Source organism: Arthrobacter sp. SAFR-044 (assembly GCF_059414985.1).
This window is the reverse complement of the sequence record NZ_JBPFDN010000001.1, coordinates 390875-417111: the sequence shown is the minus strand read 5'-3', so window position 1 is coordinate 417111 and position 26237 is coordinate 390875. Positions and strand designations below refer to the sequence as shown.

Sequence of the window (26237 nt, the reverse complement as noted above, 5' to 3'; positions counted from 1 at the left end):
TCTGTGCCTCCTCAGTGGGCAATGTGTTTGCGTCATCAACTGGCTAGTCCTGCAGGCAGGCGACGGAGTCCGGGCCTTCCGGCGATGCGCTGCCGTCGGCCCGCACCAGGATCACTTCCAGGCAGATGGGAGTGGGGCCGAACCCGGAAACAAAGGTCTTTGGTACCTTCGTGGTTTCGAAGGGCCCGTCCGCCTTGGCCGATTTGGTGCGGTACTTGTAGGAGTCGCCCTCCCTGGGCTGCGGGTTGGTCCAGGAGAAGATGATGGTGTTTGGATCTTCGGGCTTTCGTGATGCCGTGAGGCCTTCAACACTGGGGACGGTGCCGCTGTCCACGGCGTCGGCCGGCGGCTTGCTGACCTGCTGGGTTTCCGCCACCTTGGGCGTGCCGGGGGCAGCGTTGGCCACCACGATGCCCACCACCGCTGCCAGCGCCAGCAGGGTGCCGCCGGAAACCGCCAGCCACAGGTTCCGCTTTCTGTGGTCTGCCGCCGGCTCCGGCTGGGGCTGGTCGACGCTCACGGGCCGGTGCACGGTGGCGTCGGCGGTGTAGGCGTCAGGCCCCGCGTCGTCCCTGACCGGGGCACCATAGTTCGCCGCGCCTGGGCTGCCGCGCAGGACGGTGGACTGGGCCCACTCCCCCTGGCCGCCGCCGTCGGCCGCGCCTGCTCCGGGCCCATCCGTTCCGGCGGGACCCGCCGGGATGGAGGGCACGGCGAGGGCCGGCCGCCATTGGCCGGGGCCGGCGGGAGTGAAGGACGACGGCGGGACGGCGCCACCCCGGCGTCCCGTGGCCTCGGTCCCGGCGCCGGGGGCGTTGGGACGGGTGCGGGCCGGGAAGGTGGGGGCGCTGCCGGTGCGCTCGGGATCGATGGCAGCAATGCTGCGGACGCGGGTTTCCTCCGTGCCGTCGTCCGGGTGGCTCTCCTCCTGCTGGGGTTCCTCAAGGACTTCGAAGGGCGTCACGGAGAGGTTGAGCTCAGCCTGGATCCGCTGGAGGGCCAGCGCGAAGGCGTGCGCGGAGGAATACCGTGACTGCGGCGACTTGGCCATGGCTGTGGCCAGGGCCAGTTCCAGCGACTCCGGCACATCCGGACGGCCCAGCCGGGGCAGCGGCGAGTTGCTGATCCGGTTGATCAGTTCCCGCTGCGAGTTGTCCGCCCCGGGCATGACGAAGGGCGAGCGTCCGGCCAGCAGGGTGTACAGGGTGGCGCCGAGGGCCCACACGTCCACCATGACGCCGTCAACACTGCCGTCGCGGAACTGCTCCGGCGGCGACCAGGGAATGGACATGCCCGAGTTGTCGTCGGAGTCCCCGGCAAGGGTGCCGGAGATCCCAAAGTCGGTCAGCGCGGGACGGTTATAGTCCGTCACCAGGATGTTCGCGGGCTTGATGTCGCGGTGGGCGATGCCGGCGCGGTGCGCGGTTTCGACGGCGGAGGCCACCTGGATGCCGACGGCCAGGACTTCATCAACGCTGAAGCGCTGGCGCCGGTACCGCACGTCCAGGCTGGGCCGGGAGCAGTACTCCATGGCCAGGTAGGAGTGCCCGTCGTCGGTTACTTCCGCTTCGAAAATGGTGACGATGTAGGGGTGCGAGGACAGCTGGGCCATGAGATTGGCCTCGGACTCGAAACGCCGGCGGGCGCCCTCAGTCTTCAGGTCGGACAGGAGTACCTTGACGGCGACCTTCCGGCGCGGCCTGTCCTGTTCGTAGAGGTAGACGTCCGAAAAGCCGCCCGAGCCGAGCAGGCTGATGTAGGTGAACCCCGGAATGCGGGGCGGCGGCGCAACAGGCCGTTTGGAACTCAAGGAATCTCCTCAAAACGCAATGAGATGTTGTCGCCCAGTTCAGCGATATCGCCGTCGAGCAGGATGGCCATCTCGTTCTGGGCGAGACGGCGCGGCGGTTGGCCTTCGCGGACCAGGACGGTGCCGTTGGTGGCCTTGAGGTCGCAGAGCATCACGTGCCAGCCCTCAAGCCGCACCTCCACGTGGGACCGGGAGATGTCGCCGCCAGGGCTTGCCACCTGCACCAGGCGCGGCATCACACCGCCCTGGACCCGGGATACTGACGGCTGGCGGCCGATCACCATGGACTGGTCGAGGTCCAGCAGGTCTCCGGTGGACAGCCGCATCCGTCCCAGCCGGGGACGCGCCACCTGCACCGCATCGGGCAACAGGGCGGCCCCGCAGACGCTGCACTGGGCGCGGGTGGGCGGGTTGGCGTGGCCCTGGGCGCAGACGCGGGCCAGCACCAGCGGGCCACCGCCGGCATCCTGCCGGGCGGCAGGTGGGTTCGCTGCCGGCCCGGCCGCTGTTCCCGCGAGGCTGCTCTTCATGACCGTCTGGCCGTCGTGGTCGGGGTCGAAGCTTGGTTCCTGCCCCGGGGCAGGCGGGTGCGCCAGCGGGTCCTGGGCTACTTCAGGTGCCTCGAAGGGTGCAGGTTCGTGGACGGGGGCATGGCTGCCCAGGCGAGGTGCAGGCATCGGGTTGGGCGTTGCACCCCCGGTGCGCCAGGGTACGGAGTCAATGAGGACTCCAGCAGATGCAGGACGGAGCGGGGTGGCAGCGGCATCGTCCGGGCCGGTCCCGGGTCCCGCCGCGTCGTCTGGACTTGCAGGCGCGGGGCCGACTTCTGGTGCTCCGGATTCCGTTGCACCCGATTCTGCGGAGGAGCCACCCGGCGCATCCTCCCTCGTGCCCAGGGCAGGCAGTGGTTCGGCAGCTGCCAGTGCCGGCTGTTGCTGCGGCACGACATGTCCGGAGTCGGCGTCGGGGTCCTCGCGCACGGCCGCATCTTCGATGTTCCGCATCACGGTCCGGTCCCACAGATGGTCGTAGGACGTGGTCGTGTCTACGGCGGGAGCTGCCTCACCACGACCTGCTGCAGCGGCGGTTGGTGTCGCGCCGGTTGTCCCGGAACCGGGCAGCTCCGATTCTTGCTCGCCAAGGCCGGCCGATTCCGCGGCACCGGTTTCCTCAAGAAGCTCTCCGTCGGCGTCGATGATCGAGCCAGGGGCAATTGTGGCTTCCGGATCGAGGTGCTGCACGGCGGGTACCGGACGGGGTATGGCGTCAGGCTGCTGCACGGCAACGGCAGGGGCGGCTGGCATGGCAGTGGCGGTCCACCTGGAGGAATCGTCGGCTGTTTCGCCCCCGCCCGTTGGCGCTTCCGGGGCAAGGGCCTGCTCGTTGTCGGCGGGACCATCCACCTCGCCGGAAGAATTGACGGCGAACGGGCCGTCAACACCGGCCGGAGTCCGCGTGGGTTCTTCACGGTCCGCCGGAGCCGGAGCAGCGACGGCGGCAGGACCGGCCGGTGCGCCCAAGGTCAGGGACTGCAGCAGCACCACGCCCTCCCCCAGTGGAAGTTCAACCAGCGGAAGGCCGGGCCGTCCCGCAGCCTGCCCTGGGGTGCCCGTGCCACCGCCTGCGATAACCAACCGGCACTTCCCGGGTACGAGGAACCTGCGCTCGTTCCAGGTGGTTACGTCACGGCCGTCGAGGTCCACGGGTCCGCCGGGCTGCTCGACGGCGAGGTCGAGCTCGCCGCGCAGGAAGACCCGCAGGGACCCGTTGAAATTCAGGATCCCGAAGGACGGTATGCGGGTCAGTGACCCACCAGAACTGCTGGTCACGGCGGCCAGGACCTCGTGCGGCTCCGGGTCTGAACCCAAAAGCTCCCAAACGGCCCCCGCCAGCGCCCCGGGCGACTCCGGACCCAGGAGGACTGCGGTTCCACGCCGGACAATGCCCAGCCAGCTGCCGGGAATGTAGCTGGCGCCGGTCATCGTCCAGGCTCTCCGTCCTGGTCCGCGCGGGCATCAACGGGTGCCGGCAGGGGCTGCGTTACGGCTTCGGAGGCCGGCGGCCGCGGCAGCGTCACTTCGTCCCCGTCCGCCGGGGTGTGGCGGGGCGCGGTGGTGCCCGCGCCGTCGTCGTTCGCGACATTCCTGGCGTCCACCACGATGGCCGTCACGTTGTCCCGGCCGCCGCTGCGAAGGGCAGCCTGGATCAGGGCGTCCACTGCGTCCTGCGGCGCCGCCACGGTGCTGAGGATGCGAAGGATGTCCTCGTCCGACAATTCCCCGGTGAGGCCGTCGGAGCAGACCAGCACGCGGTCGCCTTCCTCGATGGGGAGGAGCCAGTAGTCCGCCTCCGTCTCATCCCCCGTGCCCAAAGCCCGGGTAACTACGTGCCGGCGGGGGTGGACGGTGGCTTCCTGGGCGGTGATCTCGCCGGCGTCCACGAGCTCCTGGACCTCGGAATGGTCCACGCTGATCTGCTCGAACCGCCCCTGGCTGAGCCGGTAGGTGCGCGAATCGCCGATGTTCAGGACCAGCCAGTAGGGCATGCTCATCTGTTCCACCACCACGGCGCCCGTAAGGGTGGTGCCGGCACGGGCCCCCGTGGCTTCGCGGATGGAAGCGTCGGCACGGACCAGGTACTGCTGGAGAAGGGGGGCAGTGATGTTCCGCTCCCCGGTGGTGACCTGGGGTATTTCAGCCAAGGCACGCACGCACAGGCCGCTGGCGATTTCCCCGGCCTCGTGCCCGCCCATGCCGTCAGCCACGGCGAAGACGGGGTCGGCGGCGATGTAGGAATCCTCGTTCAGCTCCCGGCGGAGGCCCCTGTCCGTCCCGTAGCCGTAGGTGAGGACGAGGCCTGGCCCCGGCTGGATGGTGGGGGAAACACTGGCGGGGTGCTGGTTCATGCCTGTCCTAGGTAAAAGGTACGGTCTCCAAAGTGCACGCTGGAGCCGGGGGTAACAAACGTGGGGACGCCCGGCACCAGGGGGGTGCGCAGGCCGTCCGGGGTGGTGACGGCGCTTCCGTTGGTTGACTGCCGGTCCGTCACCCAGATTCCCGTGCCGTCGGTGAGCAGGTGCAGGTGCGTCTTTGAGATCGAACGTCCGGGGTCGTCCACGGCCAGCAGCTGCGCGTGCTGTTCGCCCGTTTGTCCCATGGGGTTGCGGCCCACCAGGACGCTGCGGTCCAGTTGGAAGTCGCGGCCGTCGTCCAGGCGGATGCGGAGGACGGCCACCGGCGCGGGGCCGACGGCGCCGGGGCGCACCTGGGTGCGTTCGACGTCGTCGTCCACGTGCGGCGGCGGCACGCGGTGTCCGGTGGGCACACCCGGGGAATTGCTGCCGGGCGGCGCGAAGGAGGCGGGCGACGTGTAGGGCATGGGCTGGGACGGCATGGCGGCCGACGGCGCAGGTACTGGGGGTGCCGCAGTCCGGGTTGCCGGGGGTTGGGGTGCCGGGGTTTGCGGCGCTTTGGCGCCGGCCACCGGGGAGAGCACCTGCTGGACGGGCGGAAGGTCCAGGGGCGCGAAGCTGTAGGGTCCCTGGATGCCGCCGGTGGTGATGGGGTCCCTGCCGGCCTTGACGTCGAACACCAGGGTCTTGGCAGCGGTGTCATTCCAGCCCCGCAGGCCGCCATTCCTGTCCCACCGGTTGGAAACCACCACCAGCACGGCCCAGGCGGCACCCACCAGGAGCAGCGGGGCGAGGATGAACAGGGCGGCGTCAAACCATTTGAAGACCACTATCAGTACTGCCGCCAGCAGGGCCAGGAGGATGCCTGCCCCGGTGATGAGGCCGCGCAGGAAGACTGCACCGGCGCCGGGTGCGTAGCCGTCCTGGTCCGCGCTGCGGATGCCCATGGCCAGGTTGCCGGGCGTCTTGCCGCTGCGGGCTTCCAGGCCGAGCACCACGAACAGGTAGGCCAGGGTGAGGCCCAGGCCTATGCCGCCGAACAGCACCAGGGAGGAGGTGTCGTACACGATGAAGCCGCCGCTCCTGGTCCGGGTGATCCCGGCAAATCCGATGGCGAAGGTCACCACCAGCACTGCCACCCCGGGCAGCCAGTCGATGACGGCAGCCCCAAGCCGCTTGCCCGCCGCAGCCGGAACAAGCTGAAGGTTCACTGCCATTCCCGTTCCTCCCCCTGGAGCGGCTTCCACCCTGGTGGAACCGCCGGTGCTGCCCGGCCCGGTGCCCGCGTGCAGGGTGCTCCTGTGCGCGGTGCCCGTAAATTCGGTACCCGCCGGCTGACCTGCCGGGGGCCTTTCTACTACCGGGATAGTACCGGGAATCCCGGGCGCTTGCGCGGGGCGCGCTTCCCCGGCGTCACTCCTGTCGTGGTGCGCCAGCGGGTCCGGGGTGCGGGTGCGGCGCGCGGCCCGGTTGGGCAGCGGCGCGCCGCAGGCAGTGCAGAAGGTGGCTCCCGCGCGGATCTGCTGTTGGCAGCGCGGGCAGCGTTCGGCGTCGGGCATCACTGCTGGTTGGGTCCTTGCTGGTGTGATTCGTGCGTGCCTCTGGGCGGGGCTTCCGTTCGGGGCGCTGAAGGTGCGCCGGGCGTTCCGGCCCGGTCACCTGCAGCGGCCCCGCCGGCAGCCGCCCCGCCAGCAACCCGACGGCGGCGTGCGGCAAGGATCCCACCCACCGCCGGCAGGGCCACGCGGCCGCCGCGCAGCTTGAGGCCTTTGCCGGAGTTCATGGCGGTCCGGGCGTCGGCAAGGAGCGACCGCGGCGAGAACCGTGCCTGCTGGCGCCGCCAGAATCCCATGCCCGAGGTCATTTCCTTCAGTGAACCGTCAACAATGGTCCAGTACTCGCGGACGTCCTCCTCCGTGGGCTCCCCCGCTCCGAAGATCGAGGCGTCCGCCCGGCGCGCCAGCATGATGGTGGTTCCCTGGGTGGCGGGGAACGCTTCAGCCAGGACGGCAGCACTCTCCCGGCGCGTCGAGCGGGTGTCGACGGCGGCGCCCAGGTCTGTCGCCAGGCTCACCACCTCGTTCCATCCTCCGCCCACACGCTGGGCGGGGTGCCCGTCGCGGAAACGCGACTTCCGCCGTCGTGCCTTCAACAAGGCGATCAGCAACAGCGGCAGGGCCAGGACCACCAGCGGGATGGCGACGACGCCCAGGGCACCCAGGAGGGCACCCCAGAACAGCCACGGGTTGTTCTTCTTCTGGTCGGCATCCAGGGCGTCCGGTGAGGAGTCCGGTGGCAGGTCTGCCGGTTCCTGCGGCGGGGGCGGCGGCTGCAGCACCTGCGGCTTGGGCTTCGACTTGTTCTCCGGGTCGGGCGGGATGGGGATGTTGTCCTTGGGCGGGGTGGGATCGAAGCTGACCCAGCCCACCCGTTCAAAGGCGACCTCAACCCAGGCGTGGACATCCTTGCCGGTGATCTTAACTTCGCCCGCGCCGTTCTCGGGGCTGGTCGGTTCGGGGTAGAAACCCATCACCACCCTGGACGGAATCCCCAGGTGGCGGAGCATCAGGGACATGGCCACCGCGTACTGCTCGTCGTCGCCAAGCATCTGCTTGGCCGTGAGCAGGCTGCGGATGCGGGCTGAGCCGTGGCCGGAGACACTGGGCAGTTGGCCCTCACTGACCAGGCCGTTGCTGAACGCCCCCGTCTTTTGGAAGTGGGCTTCGATCTGGCGCACCCGGTCGATGGCGGTGGGCGCATCGGCGGAGAGGTCGTTGGCCTGGGAGCCCACCACCGGAGGCACCTCCAGCGCGTCCGGGAGCGACACCTTGGCGAAGTCGTACTGCGTCAGCTGCCCGTGTTCGAGCTTAACGGGGTCGGAGACCTGGACGCTGTAGGAGTCGCCGCGGGACAACCCGTTGGTGGTCACTGCGGTGTCGGAGCCGGGGTTGAAGTAGAGGCCCGCAGCGGCGGCGGAGCCGGACTGGTCAAAACTGATGCCGGTGGTCTTTCGTCCGCCGGGGACAAAGTAGCCCTGGTAGTCCTCGATGTTGATGCTGATCGAGTAGTCGTTGGTGGGCACCACCCCGGATGCGTCGGCGAGGGTGTTGATGGATTTCGCATCGCCCACCTTGCTGAAGTTGCCGGAGCCATTGGGGTCCATGTTGTAGTTGGTCCCGTTGAAGGCATCCAGGGCGCCGAGCCGGACCCGGCCGTCCCGCGGGAGGCCCTTGACCACGAACAGGGTGTCGTCCTTTTTGTCCTTCACGTAGGTCCGGAAACTTGCCAGGGGCGTGATGTAGTCCTTGGGGTCGAACGGGGGTACCACCACGTTGCGGAGGACCTTCCGGTCCTCCCCTGCGCTGACCAGCGGTGCTGCCACCGCGGTGACCCCCACGCTGGCGGCGATGACTCCCGCCGCCATGCCCAGCCGGCGGATCCTGGCCCGCCGTGCGGCTGCAGTGTCCGTCTGCGGGTTGTTGACCGCCACCCGGCGGGTGTTGTTCCGCCGCAGGGCATCCCGGCGGAAGGTGGCCCAGGCGATGCCGAGGACGGTCAGGCCGATGCCGCGTTCCAGGGTCAGGAACGCTGCGTTGGTACTGAAGGCGATGCCGCTGACGAACAGGACCAGCACCGGGAGGAGGGGCAGGTACGGGCTTTTGGCGCGCCACGTCAGCAGCGCGGCCACGAGCGCCGTGATCAGTGCGCTGAGGAAGGGAACAATGAGTACGCCGCCGGCAGTTCCCACCGGCACGCCCACGGTGAGCATGTCCTTCCAGGCGAAGACAACGCCCAGCAGCAGGGTCCGCAGCGAGTCAAGGGTGGGGACGAACCCGGCGATGGCGGCGTCCGGCACTGCCAGCAGGGTCCCGAAGACCAGGTACGCGGCGAGGGCCAGTGCGGTGGTGATCAGCAGGCCCAGGCGCAGGTGCGCATTGGCCGCCCCGATGGCCAGGCCCAGGATGATGCCGCCGAAACCCGAGAGAAGGTAGTACGGGTCTCCGCCGAAGCTCAGGCCGAAGCCGAGCAGGCCCAGGCCCAGCAGGACCACCAGGGCTCCGGCGTCGAGCAGGAAGTGCCACAGCGGCTGGCCGTCCGCGAACGCCGACTCTTGATTGGCAGCCTTGCGGCGGGTGCGGGTTGGGGGAATTTGCGTCTGCGGGGAGCGGCCCGGCGTGGTGCTCATGCGGCCGCCTTTCGGAGCACGATGGCGAGGTCGGCCAGGTCGCCGAGCGTGAGGACAGTAAGGTCTGCGATGTTGGCGCGGGTGGGGGCCGCGCCGGCTTCCACCCTGACGGCCAGGCTGCGGACGCCGGGCGGGACGGAGGCGGCGGCAGAGCGCAGCTGGGTTGCCGTCACGTTGCTGCCCACCACGAAGAAGACCACGGAGGCGTTGGGGACGGTGTCAGCCAGGGTCCGGGCGAGGTCGACGGCGGTGCGGCGCATCGGGGTGCCCACGATCCGGGTCATGTCATCGAGCATGTTCCGGCCGGTTTCGCAGCGCAGGGGCCCCTTTTGGGTCAGGACATCCAGTTCCCGCTGTTCGCGGATGGCCTGCCGGCCGATGGAGGCAGCCACGGAGATGGCCATCTCGAACTCGGTTTCGGAGGCGTATTCCTCGGTGTTGATGGACAACGAGATGGCCAGGTGGGCACGGCGGGTTTCCTCGAACTGGCGGACCATGAGTTTGTTGGTACGGGCCGTGGTTTTCCAGTGGATGTGCCTGCGGTCATCGCCCGGCACGTAGTCGCGCAGCGCATGGAAGGAGACATCGGCGCTGGAGAGTTCGGTGGTGGGCATGCCCTCGAGGTCGCGGATGAAGCCTGCAGCGGAGCCGGCCAAGGCCACGGTCCGCGGGTGGACGAAGAGGTCCTCCGGTTCGGTCCAGAGGACCTGGCGCCGCAGCAGGTGCAGCGGGTCCGCCCGCACGGAGCGGACGGGTCCCACCACGATGACGGCGCGCCGGGCGGTGGGGATGGTGAACAGGTCTTCGTGGACCTGGCCGGGCTTCATCCGGGGCAGGTGGAACACGGCCGTGGTGCTGCCCACCGGGAGTTCCAGCGCGGCCGGCAGGAGCGGACGTGCGGAGCTGTTGGAGACGGCAATGCTGCCGACGGCGCTGTCCCCCACCGCGACCCTCGTGCGGGCCAGGTCCAGGACCACCCCATAGGAGGACCTGCCCAGGATGAAGGCAACGGCGATCACGAACATGGTGAAGGCGGCAATGGCCGCTGCCGTGGCTTCCTGCCAGCCGAACGCCTGGCCGGTGATCCACAGCAGGATGGCGGCGGCAAGGACTGACCAGCCCAAAATGCTGACCACGGACAGCACCGGCCACGCATACTTCAGCCAGTTGCGGCGGACAGCACGCCACGCGGGTGTCAGGGCTTGGAGGGCGGTGCTGCTGGCTTCCGACCACACCGTTGCAGGGTGCAGCCGGGTGGGGCGGCCGTTGCGGTGAAAAAGTTGCTGGAGACGCTCCGCGAGCCGGGTCAACGGGGTTCCGCTGGACGTGCCGTCGGACATAGGGGTGTGCCTTCGTTGTTGCGCTGGAATGGAATGGCGGGTGCAGCAGCTTTCGGCTGCCGCCAGGCGGCTCAGGCGTTGGTGCGCTGCTGCGGGGCGGCGACGTCGGCCAGGATCCGGGTGAGCACGGCCTCGGCGGTGGCGCCGGAGAACTCTGCCTCGGGGTCCATCACGAACCGGTGGGTCCACACCACCGGCGCCAGTTCCTTGATGTCGTCCGGCAGGACAAAGTTCCGGCCCTGCGAGGCAGCCCAGACCTTCGCGGCCCGCACCATGGCCAGGGCACCACGGACGGAAACCCCCAGCCGGGTTTCCGGGGCGCTGCGGGTTTCCTCGCACAGCCTGGAAATGTACTCCAGCACCGCGGTGTCCACGTGTGCCGTTGCGGCGAGGTCTGCCATGTCCGCCACTGCTTGCGTGGTGATGACGGCGGACAGTTCCTGGGAGCGGTCCTTCAGGTTGCTGCCGCCCAGGAGCCTGACGGTGGAGGCATGGTCCGGGTAGCCGATGGAGGTCTTGATCAGGAAGCGGTCCAGCTGGGCCTCGGGAAGGCGGTAGGTACCGGCCTGCTCGATCGGGTTCTGGGTGGCCATCACCATGAACGGCCGGCCTGCGGAATACGTGACGCCGTCCACGGTGACGCGGGATTCCTCCATGACCTCCAGCAGCGCTGACTGGGTCTTGGGCGAGGCCCGGTTGATTTCGTCGGCCAGGACGATGTTGTTGAAGATCGGCCCCTTGTGGAACTCGAACTTCTGGGTCTTCTGGTCGTAGATGGTCACGCCGGTGACGTCGGACGGCAGCAGGTCCGGCGTGAACTGGATGCGGTTGTTGGAGCCCTGCACGGTGGCGGCCAATGCCCGGGCAAGGGAGGTCTTGCCCGTGCCCGGGGCGTCCTCGAACAGGACGTGGCCCTCGGCCAGCATGGCGGTGAAGGTCAGCCTGATGACGTGTTCCTTGCCCAGCACCGCCTGCCCTACGTTGGCAACCAGCTTTTCGAATGTGTCGGCAAACCACTCGGCCTGCTCAATGGTCATGGTCATGAAGGGTCCTTTTTCGAAGATGGTAGAGACATGTCCGGACAGTGCCCGGGCGGTTCAGTGCTTGGGCATCCCGGCAGGCGGGTTCCCGGGGTGGTTGGTCGTGTCGCTGCGGACGTAGTTCCCGGAGGCGGCACCACTCGTGAGGTGATACCAAATGCCCGACGGGTTCTCGCTCGTCTTGTACCAGACCACATAGAAGTCCGAATTGGCGGGCTGGTTGGCCGGCATCCACTTGCCACCGCCCACGCAGTCGGACGGGTTGCCGGCACGGAAACTGTCCGTACCATAGCCGGGCTCCGTACAGCTCCGAACCGGGGTCGCGGTAATGCTCCAGGACGTGGGTACCGGAGGCGGTGGTTCCGAGCCGCTGCGGGATGTGTCGCTGCCAATCCGGCCTGGCTGTCCCGCACTGATGGCACGTACCTCAAGCTTGTGGGTCTCGCTGTAGCCAACACTCTTCGAGAAGCTCCGTTGTTGGGTGTCCTGCCAAGGGCCGTTGTCCAGGCTGTACTGGTACCCGGTCACGGCCCGGCCGTTGCCGCTTGGCTGGTTCCAGGTCCAGGACACCGTCTTGTCGCCGACGCCGCTGCTGTTGCTGCCGTTTACCGTCGGGGCAAAAGCAAGGCCATAAGGGTTGACTGCGTTGGAGGGTGCGCTTGCGTCGCCGGCTGTGGTGCTGCGGGACGACACGGCCCACACCACCACCGAAGTTTGCGTGCCGTTGGGAGCCGCGACCACACCGCCACCGGCGGGGATGCTGCCTGAGCCACCTCCCGACGTCAGGCTGTAACGGTAGGCGATCTCAGTCTGTGATGAGCCGTTGCGCTGGGCATCGGTCAATTGCGTGAACCGAACATCGATCTTGCCGCCGTTGGCATTGGTATCCACAAGGGTGGCCGTGGGCGCTCCCACTGTTCCGGGCTTACCCACTGCGCGCGTGGCTGCTGACGGCGCGCTGGTGGCGCTGGTGCCGGCCTTGTTTGTTGCCGACACGGTGAAGGTGTAGCTGGACTCGGAGTTGTCCACTGTTACGTTCTGCGAAGTGGCGGCAACCTGCTGGGTTGCGATGGCGGCACCGCCACGAAGGGTGGTCAGGGTGTAGGCCGAAACTGGATCACCGTTGTTGTTCGGGGCCGACCACACGACCCTCAGCTGGCTCTGCGATCCAACGGGAGTTGCCTGTGCCACGCTCGGCGCCGCCGGAGTTGCGGGTACACCGGCCGGGACTTCAGCTGCCGAGTACGGACTCCACTCGGACGGGTCCTTGGCGTCGTTGCGGGCCAGGACCCGGACCTTGTAGGACACACCATTCTGGAGGCCCTTCCACACGTAGCTGACGGACGTCAGCCCCTGGATCTGGGCATTCTGGCCTGCAGGTGCCGGTGAGATTTCCAGGTCGTAGGACTTCACCGGGGAACCCTTGCTCGCCGGCGCGGCCCAGTTGACCGCCAACTGCTTATCGCCGAACTTCAGCGAGGGCGCCAGCGGAGTATCCGGCTTGACGTCCGGCCGGACATCGGCGGACGCCGGGGACCGGTCGGAATCGCCGAATTCGTTGGTGGCCGTCACCTGGAAGTGGTAGGTGGTGTTGTTGGTCAGGCCGTTCAGGGTGCACGTGTTGGCCGGGCATTCCTGCCGGAACCCGCCCTCGCCGAACACCGTGTACCTGGTGATGGGCGAACCCCGGTCGGCCGGCGCGGACCAGGTGAGCAGCGCCGTCTGGTCGCCCACGCTCTGTGCCTGGGGTGTGGTGGGTGCTGCCGGCTTGTCCTTGACGGTGAGCCGGACACGCGCGGTGGCGTGCCGGGACGCATCCGCCGTCTTGTCCTCCACGGTGTAGGCCACCACCATGGTTCCGGTGAAGCCGGGCGCCGGCGTGACGGTCACCGAGTCACCATTGACGCCCACGTTGCCGCTGCCCGTTTCGGTATTGGCGGCGATGATCTTCAGCGGTGTTTCCGGGAAGGGGTTCCCGTCGTTGGCCAGCACATTGATGGTCACCGGCTTGCCGGCGGCGGCATTGTCCTGCACGTCGTCGTTGGCCACCGGCTTGGGCCGGTTGGAGGCGGTCACCGCGAGCTGGTAGGTGGCCGTCGCCTCGAGCCCGCGGGGATCGGTTGCCGTGACCTGCACGGCCGCGCGGGTTCCGGTTGCCGTCGAATCGGCCGCTGAAACCTTCAGCGTCTTGCCTTCGATGCGTGCATTGAACCCGCCGGGAGAACCGCCCACCAGTTCGTACTTCATCTTCTCGACGTCGTCCTGGTCAGGATCGGAGGTGAGCTTGCCCAGGTCCGTGCCCGCGGAATCACCCTTGGGAACATCCACGTTGGCGCCAAGCAGTTCCGGCGGGTTGTTCTTGTTCGGGTCCGGCAGGACCTTGGTGCGGATACTGAGGGTGGACTTCAGGCCGGCAGGATCATCCGGTCCGGTGCCATCGGTCACCTCGAAGGTCAGCGAGCCGGGACCCACATAGTCCGCACCTGCAGCGTATTTCAGGCCGGCGCCGTCGCGCGTCACCGGATCGCCGCCGTCGGCCCCAATAAGCTTGATCCGGTCCGCCTGGGTCAGCCTGGGCGACCGTCCGTCCCGTACCTTGACCCATTCCTTCAGATCAACGTCGACGGACTGCCCGGCCACCACCTCAATGACCTCGTCCTTGGCCAGGGTGGGCACCTGCTGGCCCAGGCCGGGCACCCAGATGATGGCCGTGGACTGCTGGCCGTCCACGTCTTCCACGGTGTACGGAATGAGCTGGGGCTGCTCGGTGAGGTCCACCAGGACATTGCCGCTGCCGCCGGGCCGCGCCGTGGTGGCTTCCGTGCTGATCTTCAGGTTCTCGCCCACACCGTCGGGGTCCTCGTCATTTTTGAGGACAGGAACGTCGACGGCGGTCTTCCCCATGGCCTGGGCGGACGTCACCCGGTCATCACGGGCAATCGGTGCCTTCAGCGGCACGTCGTTATCGACCACCAGGCGGATGGTGGCCTGGGCGGCAGCGTCCCGGTCGTCGGCGATGGTGTAGCGCACATTGACGGTTCCGGCCTCGTTGGGGGCCAGGAGGATGATGCGTCCGCTGTTCTTGCTGACGGTGGCCTGCAGGGCCGGGTCGGCCTCGATGCCGTCGGTCAGGATGCGGATGCGGTCGCCGTCGGGATCGGTGTCGTTGGCGGTGGCGTCGACGGCGATCTGCCGGCCCGGGCGCACCCGGACCTCGTCGTCCACCGGGGTGGGCTTTTGGTTCATGTCACCGCGGGGCGCGATGCCGACGGTCACGGTTCCCGTATTCACGGCGCCCTGGCGGTCCACCACCTTGTAGCGGAACGTATCGGTACCGGCACCGTCCCCTGCAGCCGTGAAGTCGATGAAGTTGCTGCCCACGGTGGCAGTTCCCATGGCAGGGGTGCTGTCGATGCCGGTCAGCTGCACGGAGTCGCCATCGGGATCGATGCCGTCCAGGGAAACCGGGATCCGGACGGTGCCCGCAGCCACCACGCGGGCAGTGAGGTTCCGCGGCTGCGGCCGGGAGTTCTCCGCGCCTTCGAGCGGAAGGATGTGGATGGTCACGGCGGCGGCGCTCTTCTGGCCCTGCGGATCCATCGCGTTGTAGATGGCGCGCACTGTCTTGGGCTGGCTGCCCGCGATGAAACGGAGCGTGTTTTCGGAGACGAAGCTCTTGCCGTCGGCCGGGTCAACCGACTGCGGCAGGACGGGGTCCACGGTCAGTTCCTGCCCCTGCGGGTGGGTGTCGTTGTCCAGGACGGGGATGGTGACCACATCATTGGCGCGGACATTCACTTCGTCCGGCTTGGGCTGCGGGGCTTCCACCACGGCGGGTGCGGGGACGGGCACCACGGAAACACTGCCCGTGGCCGACTTCTTCCCGTTTGACATGGTGTATTCGAACAGGATGGGGTCCTTGGTCCCCAGGATGTCCGTGATCCGCAGGACGCTGTGGTTGATCACGCTGACGGATACTGTCGCATTGTCCGGGAGTTTCACGGACTGCAGCACCAGGACACCGCCGGAGGGGTCGGAGTCGTTGGCCAGGGGGTCCAGCAGCACGCTTCCGCCGGCGGGCATCAGGGCTACGTCATGGACGGCCACGGGGTCGCCCCCGTCGTTGCCTGATTCCACGTCCACCCGGATGAGGCCCTGGCTGCTTTGCGGGCCGTTGCTGGCGATGTAGGTCAGGTAGACCGGGCCGGGGGTGCTGCTGCGGAAAGTGAACGTGCCGCCGTCGGTGACGGGGCCAAGTTCGGCAGGGCCGCTGGCTTCCACCTGGGCCAGGCGGAGGGCACCACCGTTGGGGTCGACGTCGTTCTTCAACGGGGAGATGACCAGGTCCTGGCCCACTACGGCGGTGACGTGGTCGGCGTTGACCACGGGTGCCAGTGCCCCGGGCGGCTGGACGTTGACCACCACCTTGCCCGTGACGGTGGCGCGGCCGTCCCAGATGGTGACCTGGACGTTTTTCTTGCCGGCGGTGGCGCCGGAATCCTGGAAGGTGAGCAGCCCGTCGCGCCGGACTTTGACCTGGTCCTGGTCGTTGTCGGCCTTGGCGTCCAGCAGGACCATGTCGTCGCCGTCGGGGTCGATCCAGTCGGTGAGGATGTTCTGGCTGACGGTCTTGCCCTGTTCCACCAGCATGGTGGTGTCTTCTCCGCGCTTGAACTTGGGCGGTTTGTTTTCGTCGGGTCCCACCACGCTGAGCATGACCTGGCCGGTGGCGGACAGGCCGCGGCCGTCCGAGGCACTGTAGTTGAAGGTTTCCGTGCCCGGCTTGGCGTCTGCGGGGACGGTGATCTGGAAGGCGGTGCCGCCGTAGATGCTTTCCAGCGTGCCCGCTTTGGGTCCGGCGTCCCCCACCGCTGCGGTGAGCACGTCGCCGTCGGGGTCGCTGTCGTTGTCCAGGACGCTGAGGACGGTGGTACGGCCCGGCCGGACTCCGACGGCGTCGGGCTTGGTTTCCGGCGGACGGTTCGGTTTAGTGCGGTCCGGCAGGATGTTGATGGTGTTGTTGTCTGCCGATTCCTGGTCCTGGTCGTCGGACTGGTTCTTGGGTGGGATCACGTCGTCCCAGTTGTTCACCAGCTGCATGTTCTGGTTCACCAACCACACATTGCCCGAGTTCACATCATTGAGGACCACCAGCTCCCGGTTCACACGGAAAACATACGACGGCGACGCACTCGCCTTGGGCACGTCCACCTTCTTATCGTCACCATCATTGGTGCAATCGCGGACGTACTTGTTCGCACCCGACCACGCCGCATGCACGCACCCACCCAACTGCACCGGTGCAGCCGGGACGCCCTCGCCGTCGAACGACACCGTCTTCGCCGTACCCCCGTCCAGCGGCTGCTTCACCAACGCCTTCCTGGTGGCCACTGCCACAACATCACTGCCCGGCCCGGCCTGCTGCAGCTTCGCATCCCGCGCGTTCTCCAGCGCCAGCCGCTTACCACCGGGCAAAAACAGGTTCCCGGCAGCAGCGTCCAGCACCACCGGCTGGTCCCCCACCACCGTCATCTGCAAATTCCCGGCGCCCTTAAGGCCATCCCAGGCAGTGGACTCCGACGACGTCACCTCACCGTTGGCATCCACCCCCGTCACTGTCACCGTTCCGGTCTTGGGATCGGCGGAATAGATCCGGTCATCAGAACCAACCGTCGAGACGGTGCCCTCAGAGCCGACCATGACAGGTTCCGAGGCTTCCTTATCAAAGCTGTTCACGGTGGACGGCGACACCGCCCACACCTTCCCCGACGCAGCATCCGTCACCGAAATCGTCCGCGCCCCAAAACTGACATCAGCCGCCCCCGGCAACTGCTTATCCCCACCCAAGCGCATATTCGCCGGCGACACCTGGTTCAACGTCGAACCAGTCTCATCATCAACAAACACCTCACCGGCATGCTGCAACACATCAAAGGTCGTCGACGCCGGCGTCACAGCGCCATCGAGCACGCGGGAAGGGTAGTTGAGCCGGCCCACGGCGTTCTTGGTCTTGGACACCACCCACACGCCGCCATCGTTCAACTCCACCTCAGTGGTCTTGAACCCCGGATACAACACTGCACCTGTCACCAGAACCGCCACCACAGCACCAAACGGAGTGCCGGAGACCAGTTTCCTATGTCGCCTTTTCAGCCCAAGCTTCCCCAGCAGTGATGTCACAGCGATGTTTCCCCTGTTATAGCGCTGCCGCGTGGCAGCATCGCAGGCGGAGCAAAACTGCCCCACCCTTTTACTTTGATGGCACCCGTGATGCAGGGGTGACCGAGACCTGGCGGAGGGCCGCAATGGACGGGCCCTGAGGGAACAATGCCGCCGTTTCCCTGCCGGCCACTTTACCCATGCCCCTCAATGGCCGCGATGGGGAGGCCTCCCCGCCCAGGGCTTCGGCATCAGTGAACGAACCGACTATAGCGCGATTAACCACCGAATGGACAAACTCTTTTGCTCACCCGCTGCAGGGAAGCAAAAGTGCCCGTCAGTCCAGGACCAGGCCCTTGCCCCGGCCGCGGGTGAGGCGGACGGGGTTGATCTCGCCAAAGCCGCGCACGTTTTCCGGTTCCTGGGGGATCAGGACGAACCGCTCGTCGTGTTCCAGGGCGGAGGCGGTCATGGAGTCCACCAGCACCGTGCCCGGGTCCGCGAGGGTGGTCAGGCGTGCCGCGAGGTTGACCGTGGGCCCGTAGATGTCGCCGAGTCGGGAGAGGATCCTCCCCCACACCATGGCCACCCGGGCTTCGGGAAGGATCTCGTCTTCGGTGAAGGCTTCGGCGAGCGCCAGGGAGATCTCGGCCCCGGCGGCCGGAGTTTCGGCGATGTAAAGGACTTCATCGCCGACCGTCTTGACCAGCCTGCCGCCGCCCACGGAGATGATCTCGGCGCACTTGTTTTCAAAGCGCTGGACCAGCCGGGCGAGCGTCTTTTCGTTCATCCGGCGGGACAGGCTGGTGTAGGAGACCAGGTCCGCGAAACCCACTGCGCGGGCAAGGGGCAGGGGCGCGTCATCCTCGTCGCCTTCGCGGCCCTCCTCACTGGCCTGCAGCCCGGCTTCGGCGCGGACCGCGAGCCGCTGGACACCGGCGTTGAGCTGGCGGCGCCAGGAGTAGACCAGCACTTCTTCGAGCGCATCCACCAGCGCGGGAAGTTCGTTGACCAGGCGCTTGCGGGCCACGGCATCCGTAACGCCCTGCTCGTGGACCATGTCCTCCACCAGCGCTTCGATCTGCCAGACCACCATGCGGTCGGTCATTTGCCCGATGGAACGCGTGACCGAGATGGCTGCTTCTTCCGTGAGCTTCCCGGCACGGACCAGGTCCACCACGGTGGACAGGGCCGCCTGGTCGCGTTCGGTGAAGGCGACATCCTCGTCGCCGAAGTTGGGGAAACCCAGGGCGCGCCATAGTTTGCGGGCTGAAAGCAGTGAGAGGCCGGCACCGGCGGCAACTTCACGACGGCGGAGCTTGCGTTCCCCACCCAGCAGGCGGGCTTCAAGCGCCTTCATGGCAAGGCGTTCCGCGGACATGGCGCCTGTTGGCGGATGCCGCTCGACGGCGGGCTTCTCCGCGGGAGGGCCGGTTTCGGCTTCCGGCTGGGCGGCGTCGTAGTCGCCGGAAGAAGGCTCGAAGGCGGTGGTTCCGGTTGGGATGCGCTCGACGCGTTCCTGCTGGGCCTCATCGGTCATCCCGTCCACCTTCTCTCATGTCCTCCGGAAAAGCACCGGCGGGGTAATGCGTCGCGCCACCCGGCTGGGCCCCGCTCTCGTCCGGCAGTTCCCCGATGGCGTCGAGGATAAAGTCGCGGAACCTGGCAACCTCGGGCACGTCGCGAAAGGTCACCATGCCTTGGTGCCCGGTTTCCAAGGATATATTCCCTGAGCGCACCAGTCGCTGCAGCAGCGATTCGTGGACCGTGAGGTTACGCACTGACACCAGGTTGACCTGCTGGTCCCGCCGGTTCAACAGACCATACCGGGCCACCATCCGCTGGCTGGTCAGGGTGTAGCGGGTGCCCTGCCAGCGCAGCAGGCGGGGCAGGCAGTAGCCCAGCCAGACAGCTGCGGCCGCGAGGACGCACGCGGTCACGAGCCAGGGCGTCCATTGGCGGCCAAGGGCAGGCGCCACGCGGGCCGCGCCGCCCCGGAGGATCCAGGCACTGGCGAAGGCGGCAAACGCCGGCGCCAGGACAAAGGCCACGGCGGCCCCGGCGAGCTTCCGCGGCTGCGGACGGGTAGTGACGATCACCTGCTCCCCTGGAACGAGGGTTCTACGCATAACCACCCTGGTTTGGTGCGTCCGGCGATGTCCAGGGCCGCAGGTGCACCACGTCACCGGCAGTCACCACGTGCTCGCGCGAGTCGCGGTCCACCACCAGCAGGGAGCCGTAGTCATCCAGCCGGGACGCATGGCCAATGATTTCGTGGTCGCCGGGCAACTGGGCGCGCACCTGCTTTCCCAAGGTGACCATCACGGCCTCAACCCTTTTGTGCAGCGATGGTCCGCCGGCCATCCCTGCCGTGGGGTCGCCGTCGGCATTGCAGAAACTGCGGTACAGGACGGCGAAGTGGGACAGGTAGCTTTTCAGCAGGGCGGTGCGGTCCGTGGTGGTGGCACCTTCGATGGCCACGGAGGTGGCGGTGGGAACTGGAAGTTCATCTTCGCGCAGGGTGACGTTCAGCCCGGTGCCCAGGATGACCGGGGGAACGTTGCCATCCACCATGGGCCCGAGCTGGGCGAGGATGCCGGCGATCTTCCTGCCGCGCACCAGGACGTCGTTGGGCCATTTGAGTTCGGCCGGGAGGCCCGCCGTGTCCAGGAGGGTTTGGCGCAGGGCCAGGGCTGCGATGAGGGACAGCCAGGAGTAGCTCTGGGTAGGAAGGGGCCTGCCGTCCGCGTTGACCGGACGCAGTACCACGGAGACAGACACCGAGCTCAGCGGCGGCGCCTCCCAGTGCCTGTCCAGCCGTCCCCTTGCAGCGGTCTGGTACTCCGCGGTCAGGACGGAGAGATCCGGCCAGGCCGCAGGTTCCACGGTGACGCCCCGCAGGAGGTCGGCGTTGGTGGAGCCGGTGGAGTCCACGACATCGATCCGGGGTATCCCCGTGGCTGAGAGGAAACGCTGGTCGGCCAGGTCCGATCGGTTCAGGGGGATACCCGGTGCGTGTGCGTCATCCATAGCTAGATCCTACCGAGCCGGGCGGGGTCCCACCCAGCCAACTGCAGTCCTGGAACCGACCGTCCGGGGGGCGGCGAGAAGGCCCGCTAGAGGAAGATGTCCGGGACCAGCCGGTCTTCGGGCGCCCCCAGGCTGTAGGGGCGGAAGTCCGTCACGCCCGCGGCGGCGAGGACTTGCTCATCCGTGTAGAAGTTGCCCGACGGCGGCGCGCCCGCCCCGAGGTTGCTTCCGGTCAGGACGGCGTGGGCGGCGTCGGCCATGATCTGCGGGCCGCGGGCGGCCAGCACCATGGTTTCGCCGTGGGGCATGTTGCGGATGGCCGCCGTGTCGATCAGCGTGCACGGCCACAGCGAGTTGACCCTGATCCCGTCCGCCTCCAGTTCCTCTGCCAGGCCCAGGGTGGTCAGGCTCATCCCGTACTTGGCCATGGTGTAGGCAAGGTGCTTTCCCGCCCAGGAGGGGTCGAGGTTCAGCGGCGGCGAAAGCGTCAGGATCTGCCCCTGTCCAGAAGAGCGGAGCGCCGGCAGCGCCAACTTGGAAAGCAGGAAGGTGCCTCGAACGTTGATGTCCTGCATGAGGTCGTACTTCTTCATGTCCACGGCATCCGTGGTGGAGAGGTCGATGGCGGAGGCGTTGTTGATGACGACGTCGATGCCGCCGAACCGTTCCACGGCTGCGGCCACGGCACCGGCCACGTCTTCATCCCGGCGCACGTCGCCCACCAGGGGCAGCGCCTGGCCGCCTGCCTTCACGAGTTCCTCCGCCGCGGTGAACACGGTGCCCGCCAGCTTGGGGTGCGGCTCCCCCGTCTTGGCAAGGAGCACGATGTTGGCGCCGTCCCGGGCCGCCCTCAGCGCGATGGCCAGGCCGATCCCGCGGCTTCCGCCGGACAGCAGGATGGTCCGGCCCGCCAAGGAACCTGCTGCCCGGTAGGGGCTTTCGGAGGCATGCAAAGCATCGTTGCTTGAAGTCATGGGAACACTGTAACCCAACTAAGTTACTCGCGAGTAACATTGCGAAGGGGGTGCAGGAAACGCAGAAAATTGTAGGTTCCCTACAGCTGTTGGCGCCCAAACCGTCACTAGACTTGCCAGCAGGGTTGGTCTTTTGTGTGGATGCTACTTAACGCTCCGGACAACACGGGCCGCCAGCCGACAGAACTGACCTGCTACAGAGCCGGAGACACTTGATGAGCCACGATCTGACAACGACAGCGGGAAAGATTGCCGATTTCCGCGACCGCCAGGCGCGCGCCGAACAGCCATCCGGCCCCGAAGCCATCGAAAAGCAGCATGCCCGCGGCAAGAACACGGCCCGCGAGCGCATCGCCCTGCTGCTGGACGAGGACTCATTTGTTGAGTTCGACGCCCTGGCCGTCCACCGCTCCACCGCGTTCGGCATGGAAAAGAAGAAGCCGCTGGGCGACGGCCTGGTCTCCGGCTACGGCACCGTGGACGGCCGCTTGGTGGCGGTCTACAGCCAGGACTTCACCGTCTACGGCGGATCGCTGAGCCAGGTCAACGGCGAAAAGATCGTCAAGGTCCAGGAGTTCGCGCTCCGCAACGGCTGCCCCGTCGTCGGCATCCTGGACGGCGGCGGCGCCCGCATCCAGGAAGGCGTGGCCTCCCTGGCCATGTTCGCTGACATCTTCCGCAACAACGTCCACGCCAGCGGCGTGGTGCCGCAGATCTCGCTCATCATGGGCCCGTCCGCAGGCGGCGCCGCCTACTCCCCCGCGCTCACCGACTACGTGGTGATGGTGGACAAGACCTCGCACATGTTCATCACCGGCCCGGACGTCATCAAGACCGTCACCGGCGAGGACGTGGACATGGAAACCCTCGGCGGCGCGCGGCAGCACAACGCCACCACCGGGACGTCCACCTACCTGGCCTCGGACGAAACCGATGCCATCGAGTTCGTGCGCGAACTGCTGGATTTCCTGCCGTCCAACAACCTGTCCGAGGCACCCGTCCTGGGACACCAGCAGGAGCTGGAGATCGACGACGACGACCTCGCCCTGGACGCGCTGGTTCCGGACTCAGCCAACCAGCCCTACGACATGCGCGCCGTGGTGGAGCAAATCGTGGACGACGGGCACTTCCTGGAAATGCAGGCCCTGTACGCCCCCAACGTGATGATCGGCTACGGCCGGGTGGAGGGCCACACTGTCGGCATCGTGGCCAACCAGCCCCTCCAGTTCGCCGGCACCCTGGATATCGCCGCATCAGAAAAGGCAGCCCGCTTCGTGCGCCACTGCGACGCCTTCAACATCCCCATCATCACCCTGGTGGATGTTCCCGGCTTCCTTCCCGGCAAGGACCAGGAGTTCCAGGGCATCATCCGCCGCGGCGCCAAGCTTCTGTACGCCTACGCCGAGGCCACCGTCCCCAAACTCACCGTCATCACCCGCAAGGCCTACGGCGGCGCCTACATCGTCATGGGCTCCAAGAAGCTCGGCGCCGACCTGAACCTGGCCTGGCCCACGGCGCAGATCGGCGTGATGGGTGCCCAGGGTGCTGTCAACATCCTCTACCGCCGCGACCTCGCAGCCGTCGCCGAGGACGGCGGCAACGTCGAGGCCCGCCGCGCCCAGGTGATCCAGCAGTACGAGGAAGAACTCCTCAACCCCTACCAGGCCGCCGAACTGGGCTACGTGGACGCCGTCATCGCCCCCTCGGACACCCGCATCCAGATCATCAAGGGCCTGCGCGCGCTGCGTGACAAGCGCGCCAGCCTCCCCGCCAAGAAGCATGGGAACATCCCGCTGTGACCTCCACCCCAGGGGCGCCTGAGCCCGACGAAACCCCGGACAGCGCGCAAGCATCCGCTGCTCCCCTGCTCTCTGTTGTCAAAGGACAGCCGAGCGCCGAGGAGCTGGCCGCACTGACCGCCGTCGTGCTTTCCCTCAGCGGGGAAAGCCCGGCACCCGCCAGGACCGCCAGCGTGCGGCACTGGGTCCGCAGGCAGCAACTGCGGCTCGCCCCCACGCCCGGCCCGGGAGCGTGGAAACGCAGCCACGGCTGACGCCGCTCACTGCCCCGTCGCGTGGCCGGGTAGTCTCGGGGTGTGACTACAGACACCTCCCCCGCCGCGCGCCCGCACACCCGGATCGACGCCGTCGCGGACACCTACACTGACACCCTGATCAGGCTCAACCCGACCTTCGCCACCACCCTTGGCCTGCCGGGACACGAGACGGAATACCAGGACTTCTCCCCTGCCGGCATCGCCGGTTTCGCCGAGGCAGCCCGGGAAGCCCTCATGGCACTGGAGGGCCTGGAGCCTGAGGACGACGTGGACGCCGTCACCCTGGACGCCATGCAGGAGCGGCTGGGCCTGCAGCTGCTGATCCACGCCTCCGGCTGGGAATACGCGGAGCTGAACAACATCGCCTCCCCGGCCCAGGACATCCGCGCCATCTTCGACCTCATGCCCACCGACACCGAACAGGACTGGGAGCACATCGCCGGGCGCGCCCACAATGTGCCGGCTGCCATCAGCGGCTACACCGAGTCACTGCGCCTGGCCAAGGACGCCGGCAAAGTGGCCGCTGCCCGCCAGGTGCGGATCGTCATCGAACAGGTGGCCAAGTACGCCGCCGCGGACGGTTTCTTCGCCAACCTGGCGGCGGATGCCTCCACCTCCGCCGGGCCATTGCCGGCGGCGCTGCAGGAAAAGCTCGACGCCGGCGCTGACGCCGCCCGCCGCGCCTACACCGGCCTGGCGGAATTCCTGCGCACCGAGCTGCTCCCCGCGGCACCCGAAAAGGACGCGGTGGGCAGGGCCCGCTACGCACTGGCCTCCCGCTCCTTCCTGGGTGCAGAGGTGGACCTGGAGGAAACCTACGCGTGGGGCGTCCGGGAGCTGGACCGCCTCATCGCGGAGCAGGAACAGGTGGCGGCCACCATCAAGGCGGGCGCCACCATTGCCGAAGCGAAGGACATCCTCAACAACGATCCGGCACGGCAGTTGAAGGGCACCGATGCGCTCCGGGAATGGATGCAGCGCCTCTCCGACAAGGCCGTGGCCGAACTCGCCGGGATCCACTTCGACATCCCCGATGTAATGAAGAAACTGGAGTGCCGGATCGCCCCCACCGACGAGGGCGGCATCTACTACACCGGCCCGTCCGACGATTTCAGCCGCCCCGGCCGCATGTGGTGGTCCGTCCCCGCCGGCGAGGATACCTTCACCACCTGGGCGGAAACCACCACTGTGTACCACGAGGGCGTTCCGGGCCACCACCTCCAGGTGGCCACCGCAACCTACCGGCGCGAGCTGCTCAACAAGTGGCGCCGGAACGTCTGCTGGACCTCCGGCCACGGCGAAGGCTGGGCCCTCTACGCCGAAAAACTCATGCAGGAACTGGGCTACCTGAACGATCCCGGCGACCACATGGGCATGCTGGACATGCAGCGCATGCGGGCGGCCCGGGTGGTCTTCGATATCGGCGTGCACCTGGAACTCGAGATGCCCGAACGCTGGGGAACCGGCACCTGGACCGCCGACAAGGGATACAGCTTCCTCAAGGAGAACCTCCCCATCAGCGAAGGCCAGCTCAACTTCGAGTTCACCCGCTACCTTGGCTGGCCGGGCCAGGCTCCCTCCTACAAGGTGGGCCAGCGCCTCTGGGAACAAATCCGTGCGGAACTCGAAGCACGGCCCGGGTTCAACCTCAGGGAGTTCCACACCAAGGCCCTCAACATCGGCTCTGTCGGACTCGATACCCTGCGCCGGGCACTCCTCACCTAGCCGGCCCATCCTCCTGGCGGATCCCTGGCGGGTGGACCGTGCCCACGGCAGTTGGTGGACAGCGCGCACAGCAATCAATAAGCTTGCTTACTAAATTGCTGTGGTGCGCATTGCCGAATGAGCAGGGAGACGATGTTGACGAACCTCCAAGGGACGCCGGCCGAGACAGGGGTGCGTGGCGAACTGCGCCAGGACACGTCCGTGGGTGCCAAGGACCTCACCAGATGGGACACCCGGACAGGCCGGCGCCTGGTGGGAGTGGTCCACCGCATCAGCCAGGTACTGGGCCCGCACGGCGCGTTGATCCTCACCCTGCTGGTGGGGGCCGTCATTTCCGCGGTATTGACCGCTGCCTTCAGCGAAGTCTATGAAGCGGTAGTGGCCGCCGATGGGGTGGCGGGACTCGACCATCCGGTCCTGGCGGCCAGCAAGGACCTCCGCACCCCCACGCTTGACGTGGTCGTCACGGCCTTCACGGACGTTGGCGGGACCATCGGCATGCCGGTCCTGGCCGTTGCCATCATGGCGGGCCTGGCTCTCCGGCGCCGCTCCTGGACCCCGGTCATCCTGATCGTCACCGCCGGTCTGGGTTCGCTGCTGATGACCATCGCCGGCAAGCGCCTCGTGGGACGCACCCGGCCGGACCTCAGCGATGCGGTGCCGCCCTACGAGCACTCGGCATCGTTTCCGAGTGGACACTCGCTTAACGCCGTGGTGATCGCCGGCATCGTGGCTTACCTCATCATCCTGCGGCTCCACTCGAACCGCGCCCGCATCCTCACGGCGGCGGCAGCAGCCCTCTTCGCTGTGGCGATTGGCCTGAGCAGGATCTTCCTGGGACACCACTGGCTCACGGACGTCCTGGCCGCATGGGCGCTTGGCGCGGCCTGGCTGGCACTGGTGATCACCGCGCACCGGCTCTACCTAACGGTCCGGAAGCACCATGAAACACGAGATGTTAAGCACACCCCTGCCGGGAATAAGTAACAAATGCCGTCATGGGCCC

16 protein-coding genes and 1 pseudogene are annotated in these 26237 nt (G+C 67.5%); 4 read left to right on the top strand and 13 right to left on the bottom strand.

Features of this window, described 5'->3' with window-relative positions; all coding sequences use genetic code 11:
- Nucleotides 1-43: 43 nt before the first annotated feature.
- The 13 genes and pseudogenes from ACR65J_RS01780 to ACR65J_RS01720 all read right to left on the bottom strand — a co-directional run bounded on the left by ACR65J_RS01780 (nucleotide 44) and on the right by ACR65J_RS01720 (nucleotide 21450).
- The gene (locus ACR65J_RS01780; protein WP_440165524.1) at nucleotides 44-1810 is read right to left on the bottom strand and encodes a serine/threonine-protein kinase; all 1767 of its coding nucleotides are present in this window, start codon (nucleotides 1808-1810) and stop codon (nucleotides 44-46) included.
- On the bottom strand, nucleotides 1807-3792 hold the full coding sequence (locus ACR65J_RS01775; protein WP_440165522.1) for an FHA domain-containing protein: 1986 nt from the start codon (nucleotides 3790-3792) through the stop codon (nucleotides 1807-1809). The genes ACR65J_RS01780 and ACR65J_RS01775 overlap by 4 nt, the downstream gene beginning before the upstream one ends.
- Nucleotides 3789-4715 (bottom strand): PP2C family protein-serine/threonine phosphatase, encoded by a 927-nt coding sequence (locus ACR65J_RS01770; RefSeq protein WP_440165520.1) that lies wholly within the window; start codon nucleotides 4713-4715, stop codon nucleotides 3789-3791. The genes ACR65J_RS01775 and ACR65J_RS01770 overlap by 4 nt, the downstream gene beginning before the upstream one ends.
- Nucleotides 4712-5938 (bottom strand): RDD family protein, encoded by a 1227-nt coding sequence (locus tag ACR65J_RS01765; RefSeq protein WP_440165844.1) that lies wholly within the window; start codon nucleotides 5936-5938, stop codon nucleotides 4712-4714. Before ACR65J_RS01765 ends, ACR65J_RS01770 begins: the two co-directional genes overlap by 4 nt.
- A 264-nt stretch (nucleotides 5939-6202) precedes the next feature.
- Nucleotides 6203-6280, bottom strand: a pseudogene (locus ACR65J_RS01760) (zinc-ribbon domain-containing protein); the annotation flags it as partial.
- Nucleotides 6280-8907, bottom strand: coding sequence for a transglutaminase-like domain-containing protein (locus ACR65J_RS01755; RefSeq protein ID WP_440165518.1), 2628 nt, complete (start codon nucleotides 8905-8907; stop codon nucleotides 6280-6282). The gene ACR65J_RS01755 and the pseudogene ACR65J_RS01760, both read right to left, overlap by 1 nt.
- Complete coding sequence (locus ACR65J_RS01750) at nucleotides 8904-10247, bottom strand: DUF58 domain-containing protein (RefSeq protein ID WP_440165517.1); 1344 nt, start codon at nucleotides 10245-10247, stop codon at nucleotides 8904-8906. The genes ACR65J_RS01755 and ACR65J_RS01750 overlap by 4 nt, the downstream gene beginning before the upstream one ends.
- 71 nt (nucleotides 10248-10318) lie before the next feature.
- On the bottom strand, nucleotides 10319-11290 hold the full coding sequence (locus ACR65J_RS01745) for an AAA family ATPase (RefSeq protein WP_440165516.1): 972 nt from the start codon (nucleotides 11288-11290) through the stop codon (nucleotides 10319-10321).
- A 54-nt stretch (nucleotides 11291-11344) separates the two neighbouring features.
- Nucleotides 11345-17467 (bottom strand): Ig-like domain-containing protein, encoded by a 6123-nt coding sequence (locus tag ACR65J_RS01740; protein WP_440165514.1) that lies wholly within the window; start codon nucleotides 17465-17467, stop codon nucleotides 11345-11347.
- Nucleotides 17468-17783: 316 nt separating this feature from the next.
- On the bottom strand, nucleotides 17784-18986 hold the full coding sequence (locus ACR65J_RS01735; RefSeq protein WP_440165512.1) for an adenylate/guanylate cyclase domain-containing protein: 1203 nt from the start codon (nucleotides 18984-18986) through the stop codon (nucleotides 17784-17786).
- On the bottom strand, nucleotides 18976-19575 hold the full coding sequence (locus tag ACR65J_RS01730; RefSeq protein ID WP_440165510.1) for a PH domain-containing protein: 600 nt from the start codon (nucleotides 19573-19575) through the stop codon (nucleotides 18976-18978). Before ACR65J_RS01730 ends, ACR65J_RS01735 begins: the two co-directional genes overlap by 11 nt.
- Nucleotides 19568-20476: a biotin--[acetyl-CoA-carboxylase] ligase gene (locus ACR65J_RS01725; RefSeq protein WP_440165509.1), complete on the bottom strand. Its 909-nt coding sequence runs from the start codon at nucleotides 20474-20476 to the stop codon at nucleotides 19568-19570. Before ACR65J_RS01725 ends, ACR65J_RS01730 begins: the two co-directional genes overlap by 8 nt.
- 86 nt (nucleotides 20477-20562) lie before the next feature.
- A complete protein-coding gene (locus ACR65J_RS01720; protein WP_440165507.1) occupies nucleotides 20563-21450 on the bottom strand; it encodes an SDR family oxidoreductase in 888 nt (295 codons plus the stop codon).
- A gap of 215 nt (nucleotides 21451-21665) precedes the next feature.
- Between ACR65J_RS01720 and ACR65J_RS01715 the strand changes: the two genes are divergently transcribed.
- The 4 genes from ACR65J_RS01715 (at nucleotide 21666) to ACR65J_RS01700 (ending at nucleotide 26218) form a co-directional block, all read left to right on the top strand.
- Nucleotides 21666-23249: an acyl-CoA carboxylase subunit beta gene (locus ACR65J_RS01715; protein WP_440165505.1), complete on the top strand. Its 1584-nt coding sequence runs from the start codon at nucleotides 21666-21668 to the stop codon at nucleotides 23247-23249.
- Nucleotides 23246-23503, top strand: a complete 258-nt coding sequence (locus ACR65J_RS01710) for an acyl-CoA carboxylase subunit epsilon (protein ID WP_440165503.1) — start codon at nucleotides 23246-23248, stop codon at nucleotides 23501-23503. The genes ACR65J_RS01715 and ACR65J_RS01710 overlap by 4 nt, the downstream gene beginning before the upstream one ends.
- Before the next feature lie 42 nt (nucleotides 23504-23545).
- Entirely contained in the window at nucleotides 23546-25231 is a 1686-nt protein-coding gene (locus ACR65J_RS01705) for a DUF885 domain-containing protein (protein WP_440165501.1), read from the top strand.
- A 117-nt stretch (nucleotides 25232-25348) separates the two neighbouring features.
- Nucleotides 25349-26218: a phosphatase PAP2 family protein gene (locus ACR65J_RS01700; protein WP_440165499.1), complete on the top strand. Its 870-nt coding sequence runs from the start codon at nucleotides 25349-25351 to the stop codon at nucleotides 26216-26218.
- Nucleotides 26219-26237: the final 19 nt, after the last annotated feature.